Here is an 18,747-nt window from a genome sequence, read left to right on the forward strand (position 1 = left end):
TGAGCGCGGCATGACCGATCCTCTTGAGCGTATCGCCGCCGCGCTCGAACGCCTCGCCCCGCCGCCGCCCGTCGGGGACGATCCCCGCGCGCATCCCGCCTATGTCTGGCGTGACGGCGCGCTGATCGCCGCGCGCGCCTTTGCGCCGCTGCCGCTCGAGCTGTTGATCGGCGTCGAGCGGCAGCGCGACGCATTGCTCGTCAATCTCCGCCGGCTCGCCGCCGGTGCGGCGGCGCAGGACGTGCTGCTGTGGGGCGCGCGCGGCACCGGCAAGTCGGCGCTGGTCAAGGCGACGATCGGCGCGGTGCAGGCGGAGGGCGGCGACATCGCACTGGTCGAGGTCGCTGCGATCGATACGCTGCCGCAGCTGTTTGCCCGACTGGCCGGCGTGCCGCGGGCGTTCGCCTTGTTCCTCGACGATCTCGGCTTCGACGGCGCGGCGGAGGCGCGGACGCTGCGCTCGTTGCTCGAGGGCGGTGCGGAGGCGCGGCCCGACAATGTCCGTCTGCTCGTCACCGCCAACCGCCGCCACCTCGTCGCGCGCGACATGGTCGAGCAGGGCGCCGCGGCGAGCGCCGGCAGCGAGGCACAGGCGATCAACCCCCGCGACAGTATCGACGACCAGCTCGCGCTCGCCGACCGGTTCGGGCTGAGCCTTGGCTTTCACGTCCTCGATCAGGACGCCTATTGCGCGATCGTCGCGGCCTATGCCGGACATTATGATCTTCCCTTCGACGCTGTGCAGGCGATCAATTGGGCGACGCGCCGCGGCAGCAGATCGGGCCGTGTGGCGTGGCAATATATCGTCGAACTCGCCGGCCGTGCGGGGCGCGACTTGCGGCAGATCAGGTAAACACTTTGTCATCTAGGTTCTATTGTACTTGACAGCATTGGTCCGTCGCGGCTCAATTCGCGCGTGCAACGGTTCCGCCAACTCGACCTGACGACGCGTTTCGCGCCGCGGATACCGCGCATCGTCACGCAATGTGCGGTCGGTCTGGTCAGCGCCGTGCTCGCGATCCTGCTGTACAGCGCGCTCGATCGGATCACGGTGGGGAAGGGGGCGCCCTTCGCCTTGTGCTTCCCGATGATGCTGCTGGCGACATTGCTCGCGCGCTGGCCGGCGGGGGCGATCTCGGCGCTGCTCGGCATCGGTTATGCCTGGACGGTCACCGTACCGGGGATGCTCGGCGTCCGCGATGATGCCACCGCCTGGGTGACGTTGATCTTCATCCTGCTCGCGGTAGTGCTGACGATCGCCACAGCCGAACTTTTCTGCCGCGCGGTCGAGCGGGCGACGCGCGAGCGCGAGCAGCAGATCGCCGACCGCGACCTGCTGTTGCAGGAGATCGACCATCGCATGAAGAACAATTTCGCGATCGTCGCGTCGATCCTCGACATCCAGCGTCGCCGCGCGGACGGCGAGGCGGCGGATGCCCTCGGCACCGCGCTCGCCCGCGTCGAGAGCATCGCGCGCGCGCATCGCCACCTCTATCGCGGCGTCGGTCAGAGCGATGCGGTGCAGATGCGCGGCTATCTCGGCGATCTGTGCGCGGCGCTGGCGGATGCGTTGCTGCTGCGCGGCGGCATCACGCTTGCCTGTTCAAGCGACGAGGTCGAGGTGCCGCGCGACCGGGCGGTGTCGATCGGGCTCGTCGTCAACGAACTCGTCACCAACGCCGCCAAACACGCCTTCGGTGGCCGCGCCGGCGGCCGGATCACCGTCGGTTTCCGCCAGCGACCCGGCGGCTGGACGCTGCTGGTCAGCGACGACGGCGTCGGCATGCCGGCCGCCGCGGCGCCGGCCGGTCTCGACCATGGCCTGGGATCGCGGCTGATCCCGGCCTTTGCGCGTCAGGCGGGCGGCACGCTGACCACCGAGAGCGGTCGCGAGGGTACGACGGTGACGATGGACCTGCCGGCCTAACCCAGCCCCTCGACCTGCTCGGCGAGTTCGAGCCAGCGCATCTCCGCCGCCTCCTTCTCGCTGCGCGCCGCCTCGATTGCCTTGGTCAGCGCGTCGAAGCGCTTGGGATCGCGCACGTACAGCGCCGGATCGGCCAAAAGCGCCTCGTCCCGCGCAATACCCACGTCGATCGTTTCGATCCGCGCCGGCAATTGGTCATAGTCGCGCTGATCCTTGTAGCTCAGCTTGGTCTTCGCCTGGGCGGGCGGCGGCGGGGCGGCCTTGGCGGTGGCGGCCTTCTTGGCCTCGACCGGCTTGCGCCGCTGCCGCTCCCAATCCTCATAGCCGCCGGCGACGACGTCGATGTTGCCCGATCCGTCGAGCCCCAGCGTCACCGTCACCGTGCGATCGAGGAAGTCGCGATCGTGGCTGACGATCAGCACCGTGCCCGCGTAATCGGCGATCACCTCCTGCAACAGGTCGAGCGTTTCGAGGTCGAGGTCGTTGGTCGGCTCGTCGAGCACCAGCAGGTTCGACTCCCGCGCGAATTCCCGCGCGAGCAGCAGGCGCGACCGCTCGCCGCCCGACAGCGTGCCGACCTTGGCCTCGGCGAGCGACGGGTCGAACAGGAACTCCTTGAGATAGCCGTGGATGTGCTTGCGCACCCCGAGCACGTCGATCCAGTCGCCGCCGTCCGCCAGCACCTCGCGCACCGTCTTGGTCGGCGCCATCAGGCTGCGCTGCTGATCGATGATGACGCCGTCGAGCGTCTTGGCGAGCTTGACCTCGCCCTCGTCGGGCGCCAGCTCGCCGGTGAGCAGCTTGAGCAAGGTCGTCTTGCCCGCGCCGTTGCGGCCGACGATGCCGATCCGGTCGCCCCGCGTCACGCGCAGCGTCAGGTCGCGGATGATCGTGCGGTCGCCGAAACTCTTCGAGGCATGTTTGACGTCGATGACCACCTTGGTCTTGCTGTCGTCCGCCGCGGTGACGAGGTTGGCCGCGCCCTGCGGGCCGATCATCGCCGCGCGTTCGGCGCGCATGTCCTTGAGCTTGGCGAGCCGGCCCTGGTTGCGCCGCCGCCGCCCGGTGACGCCGCGTTGCAGCCAGTGTTCCTCGATCTTGAGCTTGGCGTCGAGCCGCTGTGCGTTGCGCTCCTCCTCGGCATAGACCTGTTCGGTCCACGCCTCGAACCCGCCGAAGCCGATCTCCGCGCGGCGGATCGCGCCGCGATCCATCCACAAGGTCTGTTTGGTCAACCGGGTGAGGAAAGTGCGATCATGGCTGATGACGACGAACGCGCCACGGAAGCGGCCGAGCCAGTCCTCCAGCCAGTCGATCGCGCCGATGTCGAGATGGTTGGTCGGCTCGTCGAGCAGCAGCACGTCCGGGTCCTGCGCCAGCGCGCGGACGATCGCGGCGCGGCGGCGCTCACCGCCCGAGGCGGACGCCGATTCGCGCGACAGGTCGATGCCGAGCTGGTCGGCGATCGCATCGGCCTCGTGCCGCTCGGGCGCGCCTTCGCCGCCTAGCACATAATCGGCGAGCGTCGCACATCCGGCGAGGCTCGGTTCCTGTTCGAGCAGCACGACGCGGGTGCCCGGCACGATCACGCGGCGGCCTTCGTCGCTGTCGATCAGCCCGCCGATCAGCTTGAGCAAGGTGGTCTTGCCCGCGCCGTTGCGGCCGATCAGCGCGAGGCGGTCGCGCGCGCCGATATGGATGTCGAGGTGGCGGAACAGCCAGCCGTGGCCCTGGATCACGCCAAGGTCTTCGTATGCAAGGATTGGGGCAGCCATGGCCGCCGCAGGTAGGCGGCGCGCACGCCCGCGGCAAGCGCAGCCGGGAACCCATTGTCGCGCGGACGCTTTCCACCCGCTCCATTCACAGGCTGTTCAATGCCTTCCGCCTATGCCAGTCGTCATGAAGATGGTCGTTCCGATGTTGCTAGCGATGGCCGCCGCGCTCTCTCCGGTGCTTGCCCAGGCGCCCGACCAACGGCGCAGCGATCAGGCGCGCGCCTATGATGCGCGCCGCAAGGGGGAAGTGCTGTCGCCGCGCGCCATCGAGGCGCGCGTCATCCCGACGATGAAGGGCTATGAATATCTCGGCTTCGATCTCGATTTCAGCACTGCGGTTTACACGCTCAAGTTCATGCGCGATGGCGTCATCGTCTGGGTCGACGTCGATGGCCGTTCCGGCCAGATCATCGGCCGTACCGGTAATTAAGAGGGGATCTGCATGCGCGTTCTGATCGTCGAGGACGAGCCGAACCTCGGCCAGCAACTCAAGAACACGCTGGAGGGCGCCGGCTATGCGATCGACCTCGCGACCGACGGCGAGGAGGGGCATTTCCTCGGCTCGACCGAGAATTACGATGCGATCGTGCTCGACCTCGGCCTGCCCGAGATCGACGGGCTGACCGTGCTCGACCGCTGGCGCAAGGAGGGCAAGACGATGCCCGTGCTCGTCCTTACCGCGCGCGACAGCTGGTCGGACAAGGTCGCCGGGCTCGACGCGGGCGCCGACGATTACGTCGCCAAGCCGTTCCAGACCGAGGAATTGATCGCCCGCCTGCGGGCGCTGATCCGCCGCGCCTCGGGCAATGCCTCGTCCGAGCTGACCGCCGGCGACGTGCGGCTCGATACCCGCTCGGGCAAGGTGACCAAGGCAGGCGAGCCGGTCAAGCTGACCGCGCAGGAATATAAGCTGCTCAGCTATCTGCTCCATCACAAGGGCAAGGTGGTCAGCCGCACCGAGCTGATCGAACATATCTACGATCAGGATTTCGACCGCGACTCCAACACGATCGAGGTGTTCGTCACGCGCATCCGCAAGAAGCTCGGCCAGGACGTCATCACCACCATCCGCGGGCTCGGCTACAGCCTCGAAGATCCGGACGCCTGATCGGCGGGAGTCGCGCGCATGGACACGCCGCCCCTCGCCGAAGTCGTGCCACGTGAGCGGGCCAGAACGACGGGATCGCTGTCGCGACGGATGATCCTGATCGCGGCGGCGTGGATCGGACTGCTGCTGTTCGGTGGCGGCTTCGCGCTTGACCGCGTGCTGACCAATGCGGTGACCGACAATTTCGACGCGCAGATGCAGAACGTCATCCGATCGCTGCTCGTGTCGGCGGAGATCGGGCCGGAGGGCGAAGTGATTCTCAGTCGCGATGCGACGGGCGACCCGCTGTTCCTCGAGCCCAATTCGGGTCTCTATTGGCAGATTTCGGCACCCGGTCGGCCGGTTACCGAGGCCTTTCCGTCGCGGTCGCTCTGGGATCGTCGCCTTGATTTCGGCGACAGGCACAATGATCGCAACATCCATTTCTACGATAGCGATCAGTTTCCGGACGAGCGGCTGCGGATCGCCGAGCGCGACGCGCAAATCCCGGGATCGAAAATCCACTGGCGCTTTCAGGTGGCGCAGACGCGACGGGACCTCGACGCGCAGATCACCATCCTCCGTCGCACCCTCATCCGCAGCTTTGCCCTTCTCGGCCTCGGTCTGGTCGTGCTGGTCTGGTTGCAGACCTTCTACGGCCTGTGGCCGCTCCGCCGCGTCCGGGACGAGATTGCACGGATGCGGGCCGGGCAATCGAACCGCATCACGGTGCCGATGCCCGACGAGGTCGCGCCGATGGTCGAGGAGCTCAACGCGCTGATCGAACATAACGAACGGCAGGCGGAGGAGGCGCGGCGCCATGCCGGCAATCTCGCCCATGCGCTCAAGACGCCGCTCACCGTCATCATGAACGCCGCCACCGCGCAGGCCGACGATCTCGCCGACACGGTGATCCGCGAGGCGCGGACGATGCGGCGGCAGGTCGATCACCATCTCGCCCGCGCCCGCGCGGTCGGCCGCCGCGGCTCGGCGCACAGTCGCGCCGAGGTCTGGCCCAGCCTCGAATCGGTCGAACGGGCGGTCGCGCGGCTATACCGCCACATCCGTATCGACGTGACCGGGCCGCGCGACCTGCAGGTCCATGTCGAGCGGCAGGACCTCGACGAGATGCTCGGCAACCTCATTGAGAATGCGGCCAAATACGGCGGCGGCAGCGTCTTCGTCACGGTCGGTGCCGATGCGGGCTTCGTCGAGCTGCTGATCGAGGATGACGGACTCGGCATCCCGGAGGAGGACCGCGTCCGCATCTTCGACCGCGGCGTGCGTCTCGATACCGGCAAGCCGGGCACCGGTCTCGGCCTCGCGATCGTGCGCGACGTTGCGGAAATCTACGGCGGCACCGTCAGTCTTGAGGAAAGCGAGGATCTCGGCGGTCTGCTGGTGCGACTACGGCTGCCCGCGGCGAATTGAGTCGCGGCTGATAATGTCGCGCGGGTAGAGGCTTGTCACTCGGGCCTTGCCGGGGGGCGGGCGCACCCGCTAGCGCCGGCGGCGATGCAGATCTTTCGCCCCATTCTCGCCGGTGCGGCGCTCGGTGACCGGCTGGTCGCCGGCGTCGCCGCGATCATCGGCGTGGCGCTGACCGGCCTCATCGCAGCATTGCTCGGTCATAGCGCCGCGCCGTTGCTCGTCGCGCCGATCGGCGCGAGCACCGTGCTCGTCTTCGCGGTGCCGGCGAGCCCGCTCGCACAGCCCTGGCCGGTGATCGGCGGCAATATGCTGTCGGCGATCTGCGGACTGATCGTCGTGCGGCTGATCGGCGATCCGGTCGCGGCGGCGGCGGTCGCGGTCGGACTCGCGATCATCGTCATGTCGCTGGCGCGCTGCCTCCACCCACCGGGCGGCGCGGTCGCGCTCGGCGTCGCGCTCGCCGCGGCGCATACCCCGCTCGGCTGGCTCTATCCCTTCCTGCCGGTCGCGCTCGATTCGGCACTGCTGGTCGGCAGCGGCATCCTCTTTCATCGGCTGGCGGGGCACGCCTATCCGCATCGCCCCGTGCCGGCGCCGCCTTCGGTCTTCGCGCCCGAAGACGTCGACGCGGCACTTGCCGATATGCACGACAGCTTCGACATCGCCCGCGCCGACCTCGACGCGCTGCTCGCCGCCGCCGCGCGTCACGCCGCGATCAGGCGGGAACGGTCAGTCCGCTCATCACCTCGGCGGTGATCGCCAGGCTGCGCTTGCGAGCGTCGTGATCGTAGATCGCGCTCGCGATCATCACCTCGTCCACCCCGGTCCGCTCGATGAAGGCGGCGGTCTGGCGGGCGACGGTGGCGGGTGAGCCGACCGCCGAACATTGCAGCACATGGTCGAGGATCGACGCGCCCTGCACCCCCAGGCCGGCACGATAGCCCTCGACCGGCGGCGGCAGCTGGCGGGGATTGCCCGTGCGCAGCGCGACGAACGACTGCTGCTGCGAGCTTGCCAGCAGTTCCGCCTCCGCATCCGTCTCGGCGGCGAAGACGTTGAACCCTGCCATCGCATAAGGCCTGTCGAGCTGCGCCGACGGCCGGAAGTCGCGGCGATAGATCGCCAGCGCGGCGTCGAGCGCGTCCGGCGCGAAATGCGACGCAAAGGCATAGGGCAGGCCGAGCGCCGCGGCGAGCTGCGCGCCGAAGGTGCTCGACCCCAAGATCCACAGCGGCACATTGGCGCCCGCACCCGGCGTCGCGGCGATGCCGGTGCGGCCGTCGTCGGCGAAATAGCTTTGCAGCTCCATCACGTCCTGCGGGAAGGCGTTGGGGTCGGTCTCCAGCGTCCGTCGCATCGCGCGGGCGACGCGCTGATCCGATCCCGGCGCGCGGCCGAGGCCGAGATCGATCCGCCCCGGAAACAGCGCGTCGAGCGTGCCGAACTGCTCGGCGATCACCAGCGGCGCATGGTTGGGGAGCATGATGCCACCGGCGCCGACGCGGATGCGGCTGGTCGCAGCGGCGATATGCGCGATCACCACGGCGGTCGCGGCGCTGGCGATGCCGCGCATGCCGTGATGCTCGGCGACCCAGTAACGCTGGAAGCCGAGCGTCTCGGCATGGCGGGCGAGGTCGGCGGCATTGGCCAGCGATTGCGCCACGGTGCCGCCTTCGACGACGGGCACCAGATCGAGCAGGGAGAAGCGTGTCATGCGAGGCAAGATGGGAACGCCCCGCCGCGCCTGCAATCAGAAGCCGACCGTATAGCGGACCGCTCCGCCGACGTCCGCGGGCAAGGCCGCGTAATTGCCGGGATCGCGTCGCCAGAAAACATTGGTCTGCAGATCGCCGTCGCCGAGCAGGATGCGATAGCGCGCCTCGACATCGATCTCGCGGCCTTGGGGCGCTAGGTTGAGCCGTTGCGTCGTCCAGTCGGTGACGGTGAGCGTCGTATAGTCCCAGTTGGTCGGCAACCGGTAATCGAGCCCGCCGCGCGCGACGCGCAGCGGCTGCGCGAGGCGCAGGCCGAGGCTGTCGCGGCCGAACAGGCCGTCCTTGCCGACATCCGCGGCGAACGCTTCGGTGAGCAGCCGGCCGCTGCCCGCCATGCCGCCGCTGAGCTGGGCGGCGCTCCAGCCGCGGCGCCACGACCCGCCGAGGGTCCAGCCCGCGCCGATGCTCCAGCGCGCATCGGCATCGACGAACAGGGTGCGCGCCCGCGCCGCGCCGAGCCCGCCATCGAAGCGCGCGCCGAGCAGCGACGCGGTCTCGTTGAGGGAGCTGACCGCCAGCGTCGTCGCCAGCCCGCCCCAGCGATGATCGGCGGTCAGCGTCACCCGGTCGTAAGGCGCACGCCGATAGGTGTTGAGGCCGGCGAGCATCGCATCGCGCCGCGCCAGAATGTCGCCGCTCTCGATCGTCGCGGTGACGCCGATGCCGCCGAGCTCCTGACGCAACGCGCCCGCCGAGCGCGCGACGCTGTCGAAGCCGAGGCCACTCTGGCCGGCGACGAGAAAGGCGGGCTGCGCCTGTCCGGTCATCTGCGCGGTCAGGCTGCCGCTGCCTTGCGAGAAGGCGAAGCCAAAGCTGGTGCCGGCGCCGAGCCGCTGCGTCACCGCGCCGGCGATCGCCTGCGCGGTCATCGCCTGACCGGCGCTGAGCCGGCTGCGCTCGAGCGCGACGTCGCCGTTGGCGCGCGGCGCGAGCGTCAGCGAGACAACCGTGTCGCCCGCCGCCAGCGCGATGTTGCGCTGGCGGTTCTGCAACGCGCCGACCAGCACCGGCGTCGGTCCGGCGCGGTTGATCGTGCCGGCGAGGTCGATCGCGAAGGCGCGCGCATAGCTGTCGAGCACCACCGCGCCCAATTGCCCGACCGCGGCGTCCCCCATCGGCGCGGACAGCGTCGCGTTGCTGCTCAGCGACACCGCGATATGTGATCCGGCGACGCTGGCGGTGCCCACCGGCTGAAAGGCGCGGGTGAGGTCGAGCACGCCGTTGCCGTAGATCGCGTCGACGCCGCTCGCGCCGACGTCGCGCGCGGTGCGGAACAGCAGGTCGACGATCTGCGCGCCGGTGAGATTGGGAAAGGCCTGCGCCAGCAGGGCGATCGCGCCCGAAATCTGCGGCGCGGCGAAGGAGGTGCCCGACCAGAGATAGGCGGTGCCGCTCTGGTTGGGCGCGCGCACCCGCTCGCCGACCGCGGCGAGGTAATGGGCGGCGCCGGTCCCCGCCTTGTCGCTGAAGGTCGAGATGGCGTCGGTGGCGCCGACTGAACCGGCGACGATCACCAGGTTTCGTGCCGCCGCGTCGCCGGCGACCGAGGTAAAGGCATCGGGATTGTCGGCGCCGTCATTGCCGGCGGCGATGACGACGATGATGCCGCGTGCGGTGGCGCGGCCGATCGCGTCGATCAGTCCCTGCGGCATCGTCGCGCCGCCGAGCGACAGGTTGATCCCCCGCGCCCCCGCCAGTCGCGCCGCATCGACGCCTTTGGTGATCGCATCCGTGCCGAATTTGCACGTATCGGTGCTGGCATCGGTCGAGGCAGCGCACGATCCCGGCCGGTCGGCGCGCAGGACGGTCAGTGTCGCATCGAAGGCGACGCCCTGCGATCCGGCGGCGTTGCGGCGTCCGGCGGCGGTGAAGGCGACCGCGGTGCCGTGACCGCCCTCGTCGGCGATCGAGCTGTTGCCGGCGACGTCCTGCGACGCGGTGCTGACCCGGCCGCCGAATTCCTGGCTGGTCAGATCGATGCCGCTGTCGATGATCGCGATGTTGACGCCCGCGCCGGTCGCGCCCTTGTTGTAGGCGGCGAGCGCATTCATCGACACCGCGCCGACCGTCGCCCGATATTCGCTGGTGTCGTAATCGGTCGCGGTCGGGGTCGGCGTCGGGGCCGGGGTCGGCGTGGGCGCCGGGGCGGGCGCGGGCGTGACGACGGGCGTCGGCACCTGCGCGGCGGGCGGCGTCGGCGGCGCATTGATCCCGCCGCCCCCCCCCCCGCCGCCGCCTGCCGAGAACAGCGGCCCGACCAATGCTGCCCCGACCCGTGTTCCGATCCTGATACGCACACCCACCCCCTGGCGGCGCCCCCCTAAGTCGCTCGCCCTTCGAAATCCTTACCGAAGACGCGCGGCGGTGCAAACCGCCGCTTGCTTGTACATGCGGCGATCGCCGCCTAGACGCGCCGGCATGCACCCGCGGCTCGCCTCCATCGACACCTGGATCTTCGATCTCGACAACACGCTGTACCCGGCACGCGCCAATCTGTTCGCGCAGATCGATCATCGCATGACCGATTACATCGCGCGGCTGCTCGACCTGCCGTGGGACGAGGCGCGCGTGTTGCAGAAGGACTATTTCCACCGGCACGGCACGACGCTGACCGGCCTGATGGCGGAGCATCGGGTCGATCCGCATGCCTTCCTTGCCGAAGTGCACGATATCGAGATGGACGTGCTCGAAGTGGACGCGCCGCTCGCCGCGGCGATCGCGGCGCTGCCGGGGCGCAAGCTGGTCTTCACCAACGGCGACAAGCCCTATGCGCTGCGCGTGCTCGACCGCCTTGGCCTCGGCACGCATTTCGAGGCGATCCACGACATCCATGCGATGGACCTCGTGCCCAAGCCGCACCCGACCGCCTATGCCAATCTGTGCGCGCGCCTCTCGATCGAGCCGGCCCGCGCCGTCTTCGTCGAGGACATGGCGCGCAACCTCGCGCCGGCCAAGGCGATCGGCATGACCACCGTGTGGATCGACAACGGCTCCGAGCAGGGGCCGGACGCCGCACGCGATTTCATCGACTTCACCGTCCACGATCTCGCATCGTGGCTGACCCATATCATGGAGGCATCATGAGCCAGGATCTCAGCACCGTCATCGATCAGGCGTGGGAGGATCGCGCCGCGCTCGGCTTCACCACCACCGGCGAGGTGCGGCTCGCGGTCGATCGCGCGCTGGCGCTGCTCGACGCGGGTGAGGCGCGCGTCGCCGAGCCCGACGGCGCCGGCGGCTGGCGCGTCAACCAGTGGCTCAAGAAGGCGGTGCTGCTCAGCTTCCGCCTCAACGACAATGCGCTGATCGACAATGGTCCGGGTGCCGGCCACTGGTTCGACAAGGTGCCGTTCAAGTTCAGCGGCTGGAGCGAGGCCGAATTCCGCGCCGCCGGCTTCCGCGCGGTGCCGGGCAGCGTCGTCCGTCGCGGCGCCTATGTCGCACCGGGCGCAATCCTGATGCCGAGCTTCGTCAATATCGGCGCCCATGTCGGCGAGGGGACGATGGTCGACACCTGGGCGACGGTCGGCAGTTGTGCGCAGATCGGCCGCAACGTCCATCTGTCCGGCGGCGCCGGCATCGGCGGGGTGCTCGAACCCCTGCAGGCGGATCCGGTCATCATCGGCGACGGCGCCTTCATCGGCGCCCGCTCCGAGGTCGCCGAGGGGGTGCGCGTCGGCGAGGGCGCGGTGCTGTCGATGGGCGTCTATCTCGGCGCGTCGACCAAGATCATCGACCGCGCCACCGGCGAGACCTTCAAGGGCGAAGTGCCCCCCTATGCGGTGGTCGTCCCCGGCACGACCGGCGGCAGCGACGGCAAGCCGGGCCTGTATTGCGCGGTCATCGTCAAGCGTGTCGACGCCCAGACGCGCAGCAAGACCAGCATCAACGATCTGCTCCGCGACTGAGCGATAAACCATGTAGATCAGTGATTTTCATGGCGGCCGTGCGGCAAGGCGGACGCTGCGGTGCAACCAAAACGGTGCTTGCGCCGTTATGAACGGGCTTGGGGGTGATTTCGAACGCGAACGCTCTCTCAAAGGGGACGGGAACGCGTGCGAGGTTTGACCGGACGACATTATTGGCTGGCGGTGGCGTTGCTTGCGACCAGCCCCGCAGCCGCCCAGCTCGACCAGCAGCAGGGCCGCGCCCCGGCGCGCGGTCCCGACGCCCCCAAAACGGACCCGGCCGTGCAGCAGGGCGACGCGCCGATCGTCCCGGACAGCGAATTCAACGTCAGCCTGCCGCCGATCAGCGGCGACATCAACGCACCGCTCGAACCGATCAGCGCCCAGCCGAACGCCCCCGCGACCGTCAATACGGCACCGGTTCAGCCCGACGGCACGCTGCCGCCTGCCGCAGCCGAAAGCCCCGAACTGGCGCAGCCGCTGGTTCCGCTCAGCAGCTTCGACACCACGCCGCTCCAGACCGCCGCCGACGTCAAGGACAAGGACGCGCCGGAGATCCGGTACGAGACCGCGCTCAAGGGCCTGGAGTCGCTCAATCTCGCCGGCCAGTTCAACAGCCTGTCCGCGCTGAAGCAGGGCAAGGGCAAGGCCGCCAACGCCACCCAGGTCGCGGCGCGGGCGCGCGAGGATGAGGCGCTGGCGGTGCGGCTGATGAAGTCGCTCGGCTATTATGACGCGACCGCCGTCTCGGTGATCGAGTCGCAGCCGGGTGCCGACGCCAAGACGCCCGGCAAGCTGATCGCCACCGTTACCGGCACGCCCGGCCGCCTGTATCATCTGTCGTCGATCAAGGTCGATGCGCAGCCGGTCGTGCCGCCTGATCTCGTTACGCACAATCTGCCGCTGCGCGTCGGCGACCCGATCGAGGCGGCGCGAATCCAGGGGGCGGAGGCGAATGTCAGTCTCGTCCTGCCGCAGCAGGGCTATCCCTTCGTCAAGGTCGGCGAACGCGACATCCTGCTCGACGACGTGTCCGGACAGGCGACCGGCGCCTATACGCTGCCGGTCGATACGGGGCCGCGCGCCCGCTTCGGCCAGCTCGTCACCACCGGCGATCCGGTGTTCGGCGTCGAACATCTCAACGTCTTCCCGCGCTTCAAGAGCGGCGACATCTACGACAGCCGCAAGACCGACGATCTGCGCGACGCGCTGGTCGCGACCGGCCTGTTCCGCAGCGTCGCAGTCGAACCGCAGCGCACCGGCCGCGTCGATGCCGATGGCACCGAGGCGGTCGACCTGCTCGTCCGCCAGACCGAAGGCCCGCCGCGCAGCCTCGCCGGCAGTGCCGGCTATTCGACCGGGCAGGGGTTCAAGGCCGAAGGCAGCTGGACGCATCGCAACCTGTTCCCGCCCGAAGGCGCGCTGATCGGCACCGTCGTCGCCGGCACGCAGGAGCAGGGGCTGTCGGGGACGTTCCGCCGCTCCAACGCCGGGCAGCGCGACAAGACCTTCACCGCGATCGCCAGTGCGGTCCACCAGAGCTACGACGCCTTCGATGCCTTCACCGGCACGCTGTCGGCGCGCTGGAGCCGGGTGTCGACGCCGATCTGGCAGAAGCGCTTCACCTATTATTACGGCGGTGAGCTCGTCGGCACCAACGAGAGCGTCTACGACTTCGCCCGCGGCGATACCGTGCGCCGCACCTACGGCATCGTCGCGCTTCCCGGCCAGGTCGAATGGGACACGTCGGACAGCCTGCTTAATCCGACCCGCGGCTATCGGCTGCGGCTCAATGTCAGCCCGGAGACGTCGGTCAACGGCGGCATCAGCCCCTATGTGCGGACGATGGTCGAGGGCACCTTCTATTATCCCGTCTCGGCCAAGCTGGTGATCGCCGGGCGCGCCAAGGCGGGGTCGATCCAGGGCATCGAACGCGACGACCTCGCGCCGTCGCGTCGCTATTATGGCGGCGGCGGTGGCTCGGTGCGCGGCTATGGCTATCAGCGGCTCGGGCCGCTCGATCCGCAGGGCAATCCGGTCGGCGGGCGCAGCCTCAACGAGTTCGCGCTCGAGGCGCGCTACCGGTTCGGCAATTTCGGCATCGTGCCGTTCCTCGACGCCGGCAACAGCTATGAATCGAGCCTGCCGAGCGCGTCCGACCTGCGGTTCGGCGCCGGCATCGGCGGCCGGTTCTACACCAATTTCGGGCCGATGCGGATCGACGTGGCGACGCCGCTCAATCCTCGGCCGGGTGACGGCAAGGTCGCTCTCTACATCTCGATCGGGCAGGCATTCTGATGGCGCAGCCCGAACATGACGTCGAAACTGCCGCGGTCGTGACGCGGCGCCCGCTCTGGCAGCGTATCCTCAAATGGGTGCTGTTCGCGATCCTCGCGATCGTCGTGCTGGTGGGCGTCGTCGTCCTCGGCATCAACACCGATCCCGGTCGCCGTTTCGTCGCCAACCGGATCGGCGGCTATACGACGGCGTCGGGCCTCAACATCAAGGTCGGGCGAATCGACGGTTCGCTCTACGGCCAGATGATCCTGTCCGACGTCCGCGTCGCCGATCCCAAGGGCGTGTTCCTGACCAGTCCGCGCCTGAACGTCGACTGGCGGCCGTTCGCCTTCGCCAGCAACCATGTCGATGTGCGCAGCCTGTCGACCGATCTGGTGACGCTGGCGCGCAAGCCCGAATTGAAGCAGACGCCGAGCGATCCGAACGCGCCGCTGCTCCCCGATCTCGATATCGACGTCAACCGCCTGCACGTCGGCCGGCTGGTGATCGCCAAGCCGGTCACCGGGCAGACGCATATCGTCCGCATCGACGGCGCCGTCCATATCGCCGACCGCCGCGCGCAGCTCGTCACCGACGCGGCAGCGCTGCGCGGGGCAGGGGTGGCCGGCGGCGATCGCCTCCGCCTGCGGCTCGACGCGGTGCCGGCGCAGAACAAGCTCGACGTCAATCTGAAGCTCGACGCGCCGGTCGGCGGGGTGGTCGCGTCGATGGCCTCGCTCAAGGCGCCGCTGACCGCCTCGGTCGACGGTCGCGGCAGCTGGCAGGCGTGGCAGGGCCGCGCCCTCGCGACGCTCGGCGGTGGCCAGCTCGCCAATATCGCGATCGATGCCCGCAGCGGCCATATCGCGCTGCGCGGCTTCGCGACGCCCGGCCTGTATCTCGAAGGGCCGGTCGAGCGCCTGACCGCACCGCGGCTCGATCTCGCGATCGACACGACGCTCAACGATCGCAAGGCGGATACGCGGATCAAGCTCAAGTCGGACGCGCTTGCGGTCGACGCGGGCGGGCTGCTCGATCTTGCCGCGAGCAAGTTCGGCAATTTCGCGGTCGATGCGCGACTGCTCACCCCCGGTGCGATCGCCCCCAACGTGCGCGGTCGCGACGTGATGGCGCGCGTCGTGCTCGACGGCGCCTTCGCGACCCCGACGGTCGACTATAAGATCAGCGCTGCGGCGCTCGGCTTCGGCACGACGATGGTCGAGAACGTCTATGCCGAAGGGCTGGCGCGGGTGAACAGCGACCGGATCCTCGTGCCGGTCAAGGCCCGTGCGCGGCGCATCACCGGTCTCAACGCCGCGGTCGGCGGCCTCGCCAACAACGTCCGCATCCAGGGTGATTTCGCGATCGCGATGCCGACCATCCTGTCGGACAATCTGCGCATCCGCTCGGACAACATCGATGCGACCGCGATCGTCGTCGCCAATACCGCGACCGGCCGCTACACCGGTGCGCTCAAGGGGCGGGTCAACAATTACCGGCTCGAGAGCATCGGCATCATCGACCTGTCGACCGACGCCAAGCTCGTCCCCGGCGCCCGCGGCGGCTTCGGCATCACCGGACGCGTCGTCGCGCAGACCAAGCAATTGTTCAACAGCGGCGTCCGCGACTTCCTCGGCGGCAATGCGGTGGTGCGCAGCGACATCGGCTACAGCCCCGAGGGCATCGTCACCTTCCGCAACCTGCGGATGAACGCGCCGCAATTCCGCATCACCCGCGGCGAGGGACGGTTCGATCCTGCCAGCGGCGCGGTCGCGGTGTCGGCGGATGCCTATTCGACGCAATATGGGCCGGTGACCGCGCGGGTCACCGGCAGCGCCGATGCGCCCGTCGTCGTGCTGCGCGCGGCGAAACCCGGCGTCGGCGTCGGTCTCGTCAATCTCGACGCGCGTATCGTCGGACGCGGTGGCGCCTATGCCGTCACGGCGAGCGGCGGCACCAATTACGGCCCGTTCACCGCCGACGTGCTGGTCCGGCCGAGCCCGCGCCTGACCGTCGACGTCAACCGCCTCGTCTTCGCCGGCATCACCGGACGTGGCCGGATCGCCGCCACGCCAGCCGGGCCGTTCGCCGGCGCGCTGCAATTCGGCGGCCGCGGCATCACCGGCAACGTCCGCCTCGCGGATCAGGGCGGCTATCAGCGCGCCGATGTCGCCGCGCGTGCCTCCAACGCGACGATCCCGGGTTATGCGGACTTCACCATCGGCCGCGCCATCGTCAACGCGAGCGTGGTGATGACGCCCAAGGCGCCGCAGGTGGTCGCCGACGTCCAGATCGGCGACACCCGCTACAATGCCTTTGTCATCGAGGCGATGCGGGCCAAGGTGAACTATGTCGGCGGTCGCGGCACCGCGCAGGCGCTGCTGACCGGATCGAGCGGCGTGCCGCTGCGCGTCGCGGTCAACGCGCGACTGGCGCCGGACGATTATCTGATCGCCGCCCAGGGGCAGGCGAACAACATCCCGTTCCGCACCGTCAATCCGGCGCATATCACCAAGGCCGGGGGCAGCTACCGTCTCGCCGCGACGCGGATCGACTTCGGTCAGGGACCGACCGCCGGCTCGACGCGGGTCGCCGGATCGTTCGGCGGCGGCGTCACCGCGGCACAGGCGCGACTCGACCGGCTCAACCTGTCGATGCTGTCGGCGTTCATGCCCAACCTCGGCCTGTCAGGCGCTGTGACCGGCAGCCTCGACTATCGCCAGCAGGGCAATGCCATTCCCCAGGCCGATGCCCGGATCACCATCGCCAATTTCCAGCGCACCGGGCTCGCCGCGGTGTCGGAGCCCGTTGACGTCCAGTTCGTCGGGCGGCTCGTCCCGGATGGCGGCGAGGCGCGGGCGCTGATCAAACGGGGTGCGACCCCGGTCGGCCGCCTGCTCGCGACGCTGCGGCCGCTGCCGCCGGGATCGGGATCGTGGATGACGCGGCTGATGCAGGCGCCGCTGTCGGGCGGTATCCGCTACAACGGTCCGTCCGGCGTGCTGTTCAGCCTCGCTGCCTTGCCCAACCAGCAGCTCAGCGGACCGATTGCGGTAGCCGCCGATTTCTCGGGCCGGGTTTCCGCACCGCAGCTCAACGGGCTGATCCGCGCCGACAATCTGACCTATGACAATGAGACGTACGGCACGCGCCTGTCGCAGATGAAAATTGCGGCGCGCTTCACCAACGACCGACTCGATCTCACCAGCCTCAGTGCGCGTGCCGGTGACGGCACGGTGCAGGCGCAGGGCAGCGTCGGCCTCGCCGCGGACAGCGGCTTCCCGATCGACCTGCGCGCCCGGCTCGCCAACGCGCAGCTCGCCAAGAGCGATGCCCTTGCCGCCACCACCACCGGCGACCTGCATTTCACTTATGGTCGGGACGGCGGGCTGCTGCAGGGCAATCTGATCGTGCCCGAGGCGCGCTACGAGATCATCCGTCAGGGTTCGGCGGAGGTCCCGGAACTCACCGGCATCCGCCGCAAAAGCCAGATCGTCACGCCGCGCCCGACCGATCGGCCCAAGCCGGCCCCGGTCAGCACGATCCGTCTCGACCTGACGGTACGCGCCAACAACCAGCTGTTCGTCTCTGGCATGGGCCTCGAGTCGGAATGGGAGATGAACCTCAAGATCGGCGGAACCTCGGTCGCGCCGCAGATCACCGGCGGCCTCGATCTGGTGCGCGGCACCTATTCGTTCGCCGGCAAGCGGTTCGACGTAACGCGCGGCACGATCCGCTTCCGTGGTGGTCAGCTGACCGACCCGGACATCAACATCCAGGCGTCGACCACGGTCAATGGCATCACCGCCGTGATCGCGATCACCGGCACCGGCCAGCGTCCGCAGATCGCCTTCACCTCGACGCCGGCGCTGCCGCAGGACGAGGTGCTCAGCCGCCTGCTGTTCGGCACCAACCCCGAGAATCTGTCGGCGACCGAGGCGATCCAGCTGGCGAGCGCGCTCAACTCGCTGCGTGGCTCGGGCGGCGGGCTCAATCCGCTCGGCAAACTGCGCTCGGCGACCGGTTTCGATCGCCTGCGCGTGCTGGGCGCCGACGAGGCGAGCGGGCGCGGCACCAGCCTCGCCGCGGGCAAGTACCTGACCGACAACATCTATGTCGAGATCGTCACCGACGCACGCGGCTATACCGCGACCCAGCTCGAGATCGCGCTGACCAAGGCGCTGAGCCTGCTGACCTCGACCGGGTCGGCGGGTGGCTCGGACGCCCGCCTCAAATATTCCAAGGACTATTGAACACGGCCGCGCTGCCCCGATGGGCGGCGCGGTTCCGGTCAGGTCAAAGGTGAAATCGATGGAAGCGCCGGATCGGCAGCACGGCGATGCCCTCGGCATCGGCGCGGATCATGACGGCGCTGGAGCAGTCCGTTCGCCCGGTCACTTGCGACGGGCGGGGAGGACGCGATCCCCGCAATACGATCCGGCCCGGACCGGCACCAGCGTGAGGCTGTAGGTGCCGATACGGACCGAACCGCGGACCTGATTACCAGGGCTTGATGTAAACCGAGATGGTCGCGAGGACGAGTGCGAAAACTACCGACATGCTAATC

At 69.1% G+C, this 18,747-nt stretch carries 13 protein-coding genes; 10 read left to right on the top strand and 3 right to left on the bottom strand.

Annotated features, from left to right (window positions below; genetic code table 11):
- The first annotated feature begins 10 nt into the window (after positions 1-10).
- Both BW41_RS07410 and BW41_RS20050 read left to right on the top strand, forming a co-directional pair.
- Positions 11-853 (top strand): ATP-binding protein, encoded by an 843-nt coding sequence (locus tag BW41_RS07410; protein ID WP_037533020.1) that lies wholly within the window; start codon positions 11-13, stop codon positions 851-853.
- Between the two features lie 63 nt (positions 854-916).
- A complete protein-coding gene (locus BW41_RS20050; protein WP_051583327.1) occupies positions 917-1,927 on the top strand; it encodes a sensor histidine kinase in 1,011 nt (336 codons plus the stop codon).
- On the opposite strand, the gene BW41_RS07420 is transcribed toward BW41_RS20050, so the two are convergent.
- Positions 1,924-3,702: an ABC-F family ATP-binding cassette domain-containing protein gene (locus BW41_RS07420; RefSeq protein WP_037533021.1), complete on the bottom strand. Its 1,779-nt coding sequence runs from the start codon at positions 3,700-3,702 to the stop codon at positions 1,924-1,926. The two genes, BW41_RS20050 and BW41_RS07420, sit on opposite strands and share 4 nt — an antisense overlap.
- 124 nt (positions 3,703-3,826) lie before the next feature.
- Here BW41_RS07420 and BW41_RS07425 point away from each other — a divergent pair, with 124 nt between their 5' ends.
- From BW41_RS07425 to BW41_RS07440, 4 genes are all read left to right on the top strand, one after another.
- Positions 3,827-4,132: a hypothetical protein gene (locus BW41_RS07425; RefSeq protein ID WP_235199676.1), complete on the top strand. Its 306-nt coding sequence runs from the start codon at positions 3,827-3,829 to the stop codon at positions 4,130-4,132.
- 12 nt (positions 4,133-4,144) lie between these two features.
- Positions 4,145-4,810, top strand: coding sequence for a response regulator transcription factor (locus BW41_RS07430; protein WP_037533025.1), 666 nt, complete (start codon positions 4,145-4,147; stop codon positions 4,808-4,810).
- Between the two features lie 90 nt (positions 4,811-4,900).
- Positions 4,901-6,220: a sensor histidine kinase gene (locus tag BW41_RS07435; protein WP_037533027.1), complete on the top strand. Its 1,320-nt coding sequence runs from the start codon at positions 4,901-4,903 to the stop codon at positions 6,218-6,220.
- Positions 6,221-6,304: 84 nt separating this feature from the next.
- Positions 6,305-6,976 (top strand): HPP family protein, encoded by a 672-nt coding sequence (locus BW41_RS07440; RefSeq protein WP_037533029.1) that lies wholly within the window; start codon positions 6,305-6,307, stop codon positions 6,974-6,976.
- Here the strand turns inward: BW41_RS07440 and BW41_RS07445 are convergent.
- A complete protein-coding gene (locus tag BW41_RS07445) occupies positions 6,936-7,934 on the bottom strand; it encodes an LLM class flavin-dependent oxidoreductase (RefSeq protein WP_037533031.1) in 999 nt (332 codons plus the stop codon). The genes BW41_RS07440 and BW41_RS07445 overlap by 41 nt on opposite strands.
- 36 nt (positions 7,935-7,970) lie before the next feature.
- Positions 7,971-10,292, bottom strand: coding sequence for a S8 family peptidase (locus tag BW41_RS20055; RefSeq protein WP_235199677.1), 2,322 nt, complete (start codon positions 10,290-10,292; stop codon positions 7,971-7,973).
- A 121-nt stretch (positions 10,293-10,413) separates the two neighbouring features.
- Here BW41_RS20055 and BW41_RS07455 point away from each other — a divergent pair, with 121 nt between their 5' ends.
- The 4 genes from BW41_RS07455 to BW41_RS07470 all read left to right on the top strand — a co-directional run bounded on the left by BW41_RS07455 (position 10,414) and on the right by BW41_RS07470 (position 18,433).
- The gene (locus tag BW41_RS07455; protein WP_037533033.1) at positions 10,414-11,079 is read left to right on the top strand and encodes a pyrimidine 5'-nucleotidase; all 666 of its coding nucleotides are present in this window, start codon (positions 10,414-10,416) and stop codon (positions 11,077-11,079) included.
- Positions 11,076-11,903 (top strand): 2,3,4,5-tetrahydropyridine-2,6-dicarboxylate N-succinyltransferase, encoded by an 828-nt coding sequence (dapD, locus tag BW41_RS07460; protein ID WP_037533035.1) that lies wholly within the window; start codon positions 11,076-11,078, stop codon positions 11,901-11,903. Before BW41_RS07455 ends, dapD begins: the two co-directional genes overlap by 4 nt.
- Before the next feature lie 156 nt (positions 11,904-12,059).
- The gene (locus BW41_RS07465; protein WP_037533038.1) at positions 12,060-14,201 is read left to right on the top strand and encodes an autotransporter assembly complex protein TamA; all 2,142 of its coding nucleotides are present in this window, start codon (positions 12,060-12,062) and stop codon (positions 14,199-14,201) included.
- Entirely contained in the window at positions 14,201-18,433 is a 4,233-nt protein-coding gene (locus tag BW41_RS07470; protein WP_037533041.1) for a translocation/assembly module TamB domain-containing protein, read from the top strand. Before BW41_RS07465 ends, BW41_RS07470 begins: the two co-directional genes overlap by 1 nt.
- Positions 18,434-18,747 lie beyond the last annotated feature (314 nt).

Source organism: Sphingomonas sp. RIT328, from assembly GCF_000632225.1.
GTDB lineage: Bacteria > Pseudomonadota > Alphaproteobacteria > Sphingomonadales > Sphingomonadaceae > Sphingomonas > Sphingomonas kyungheensis.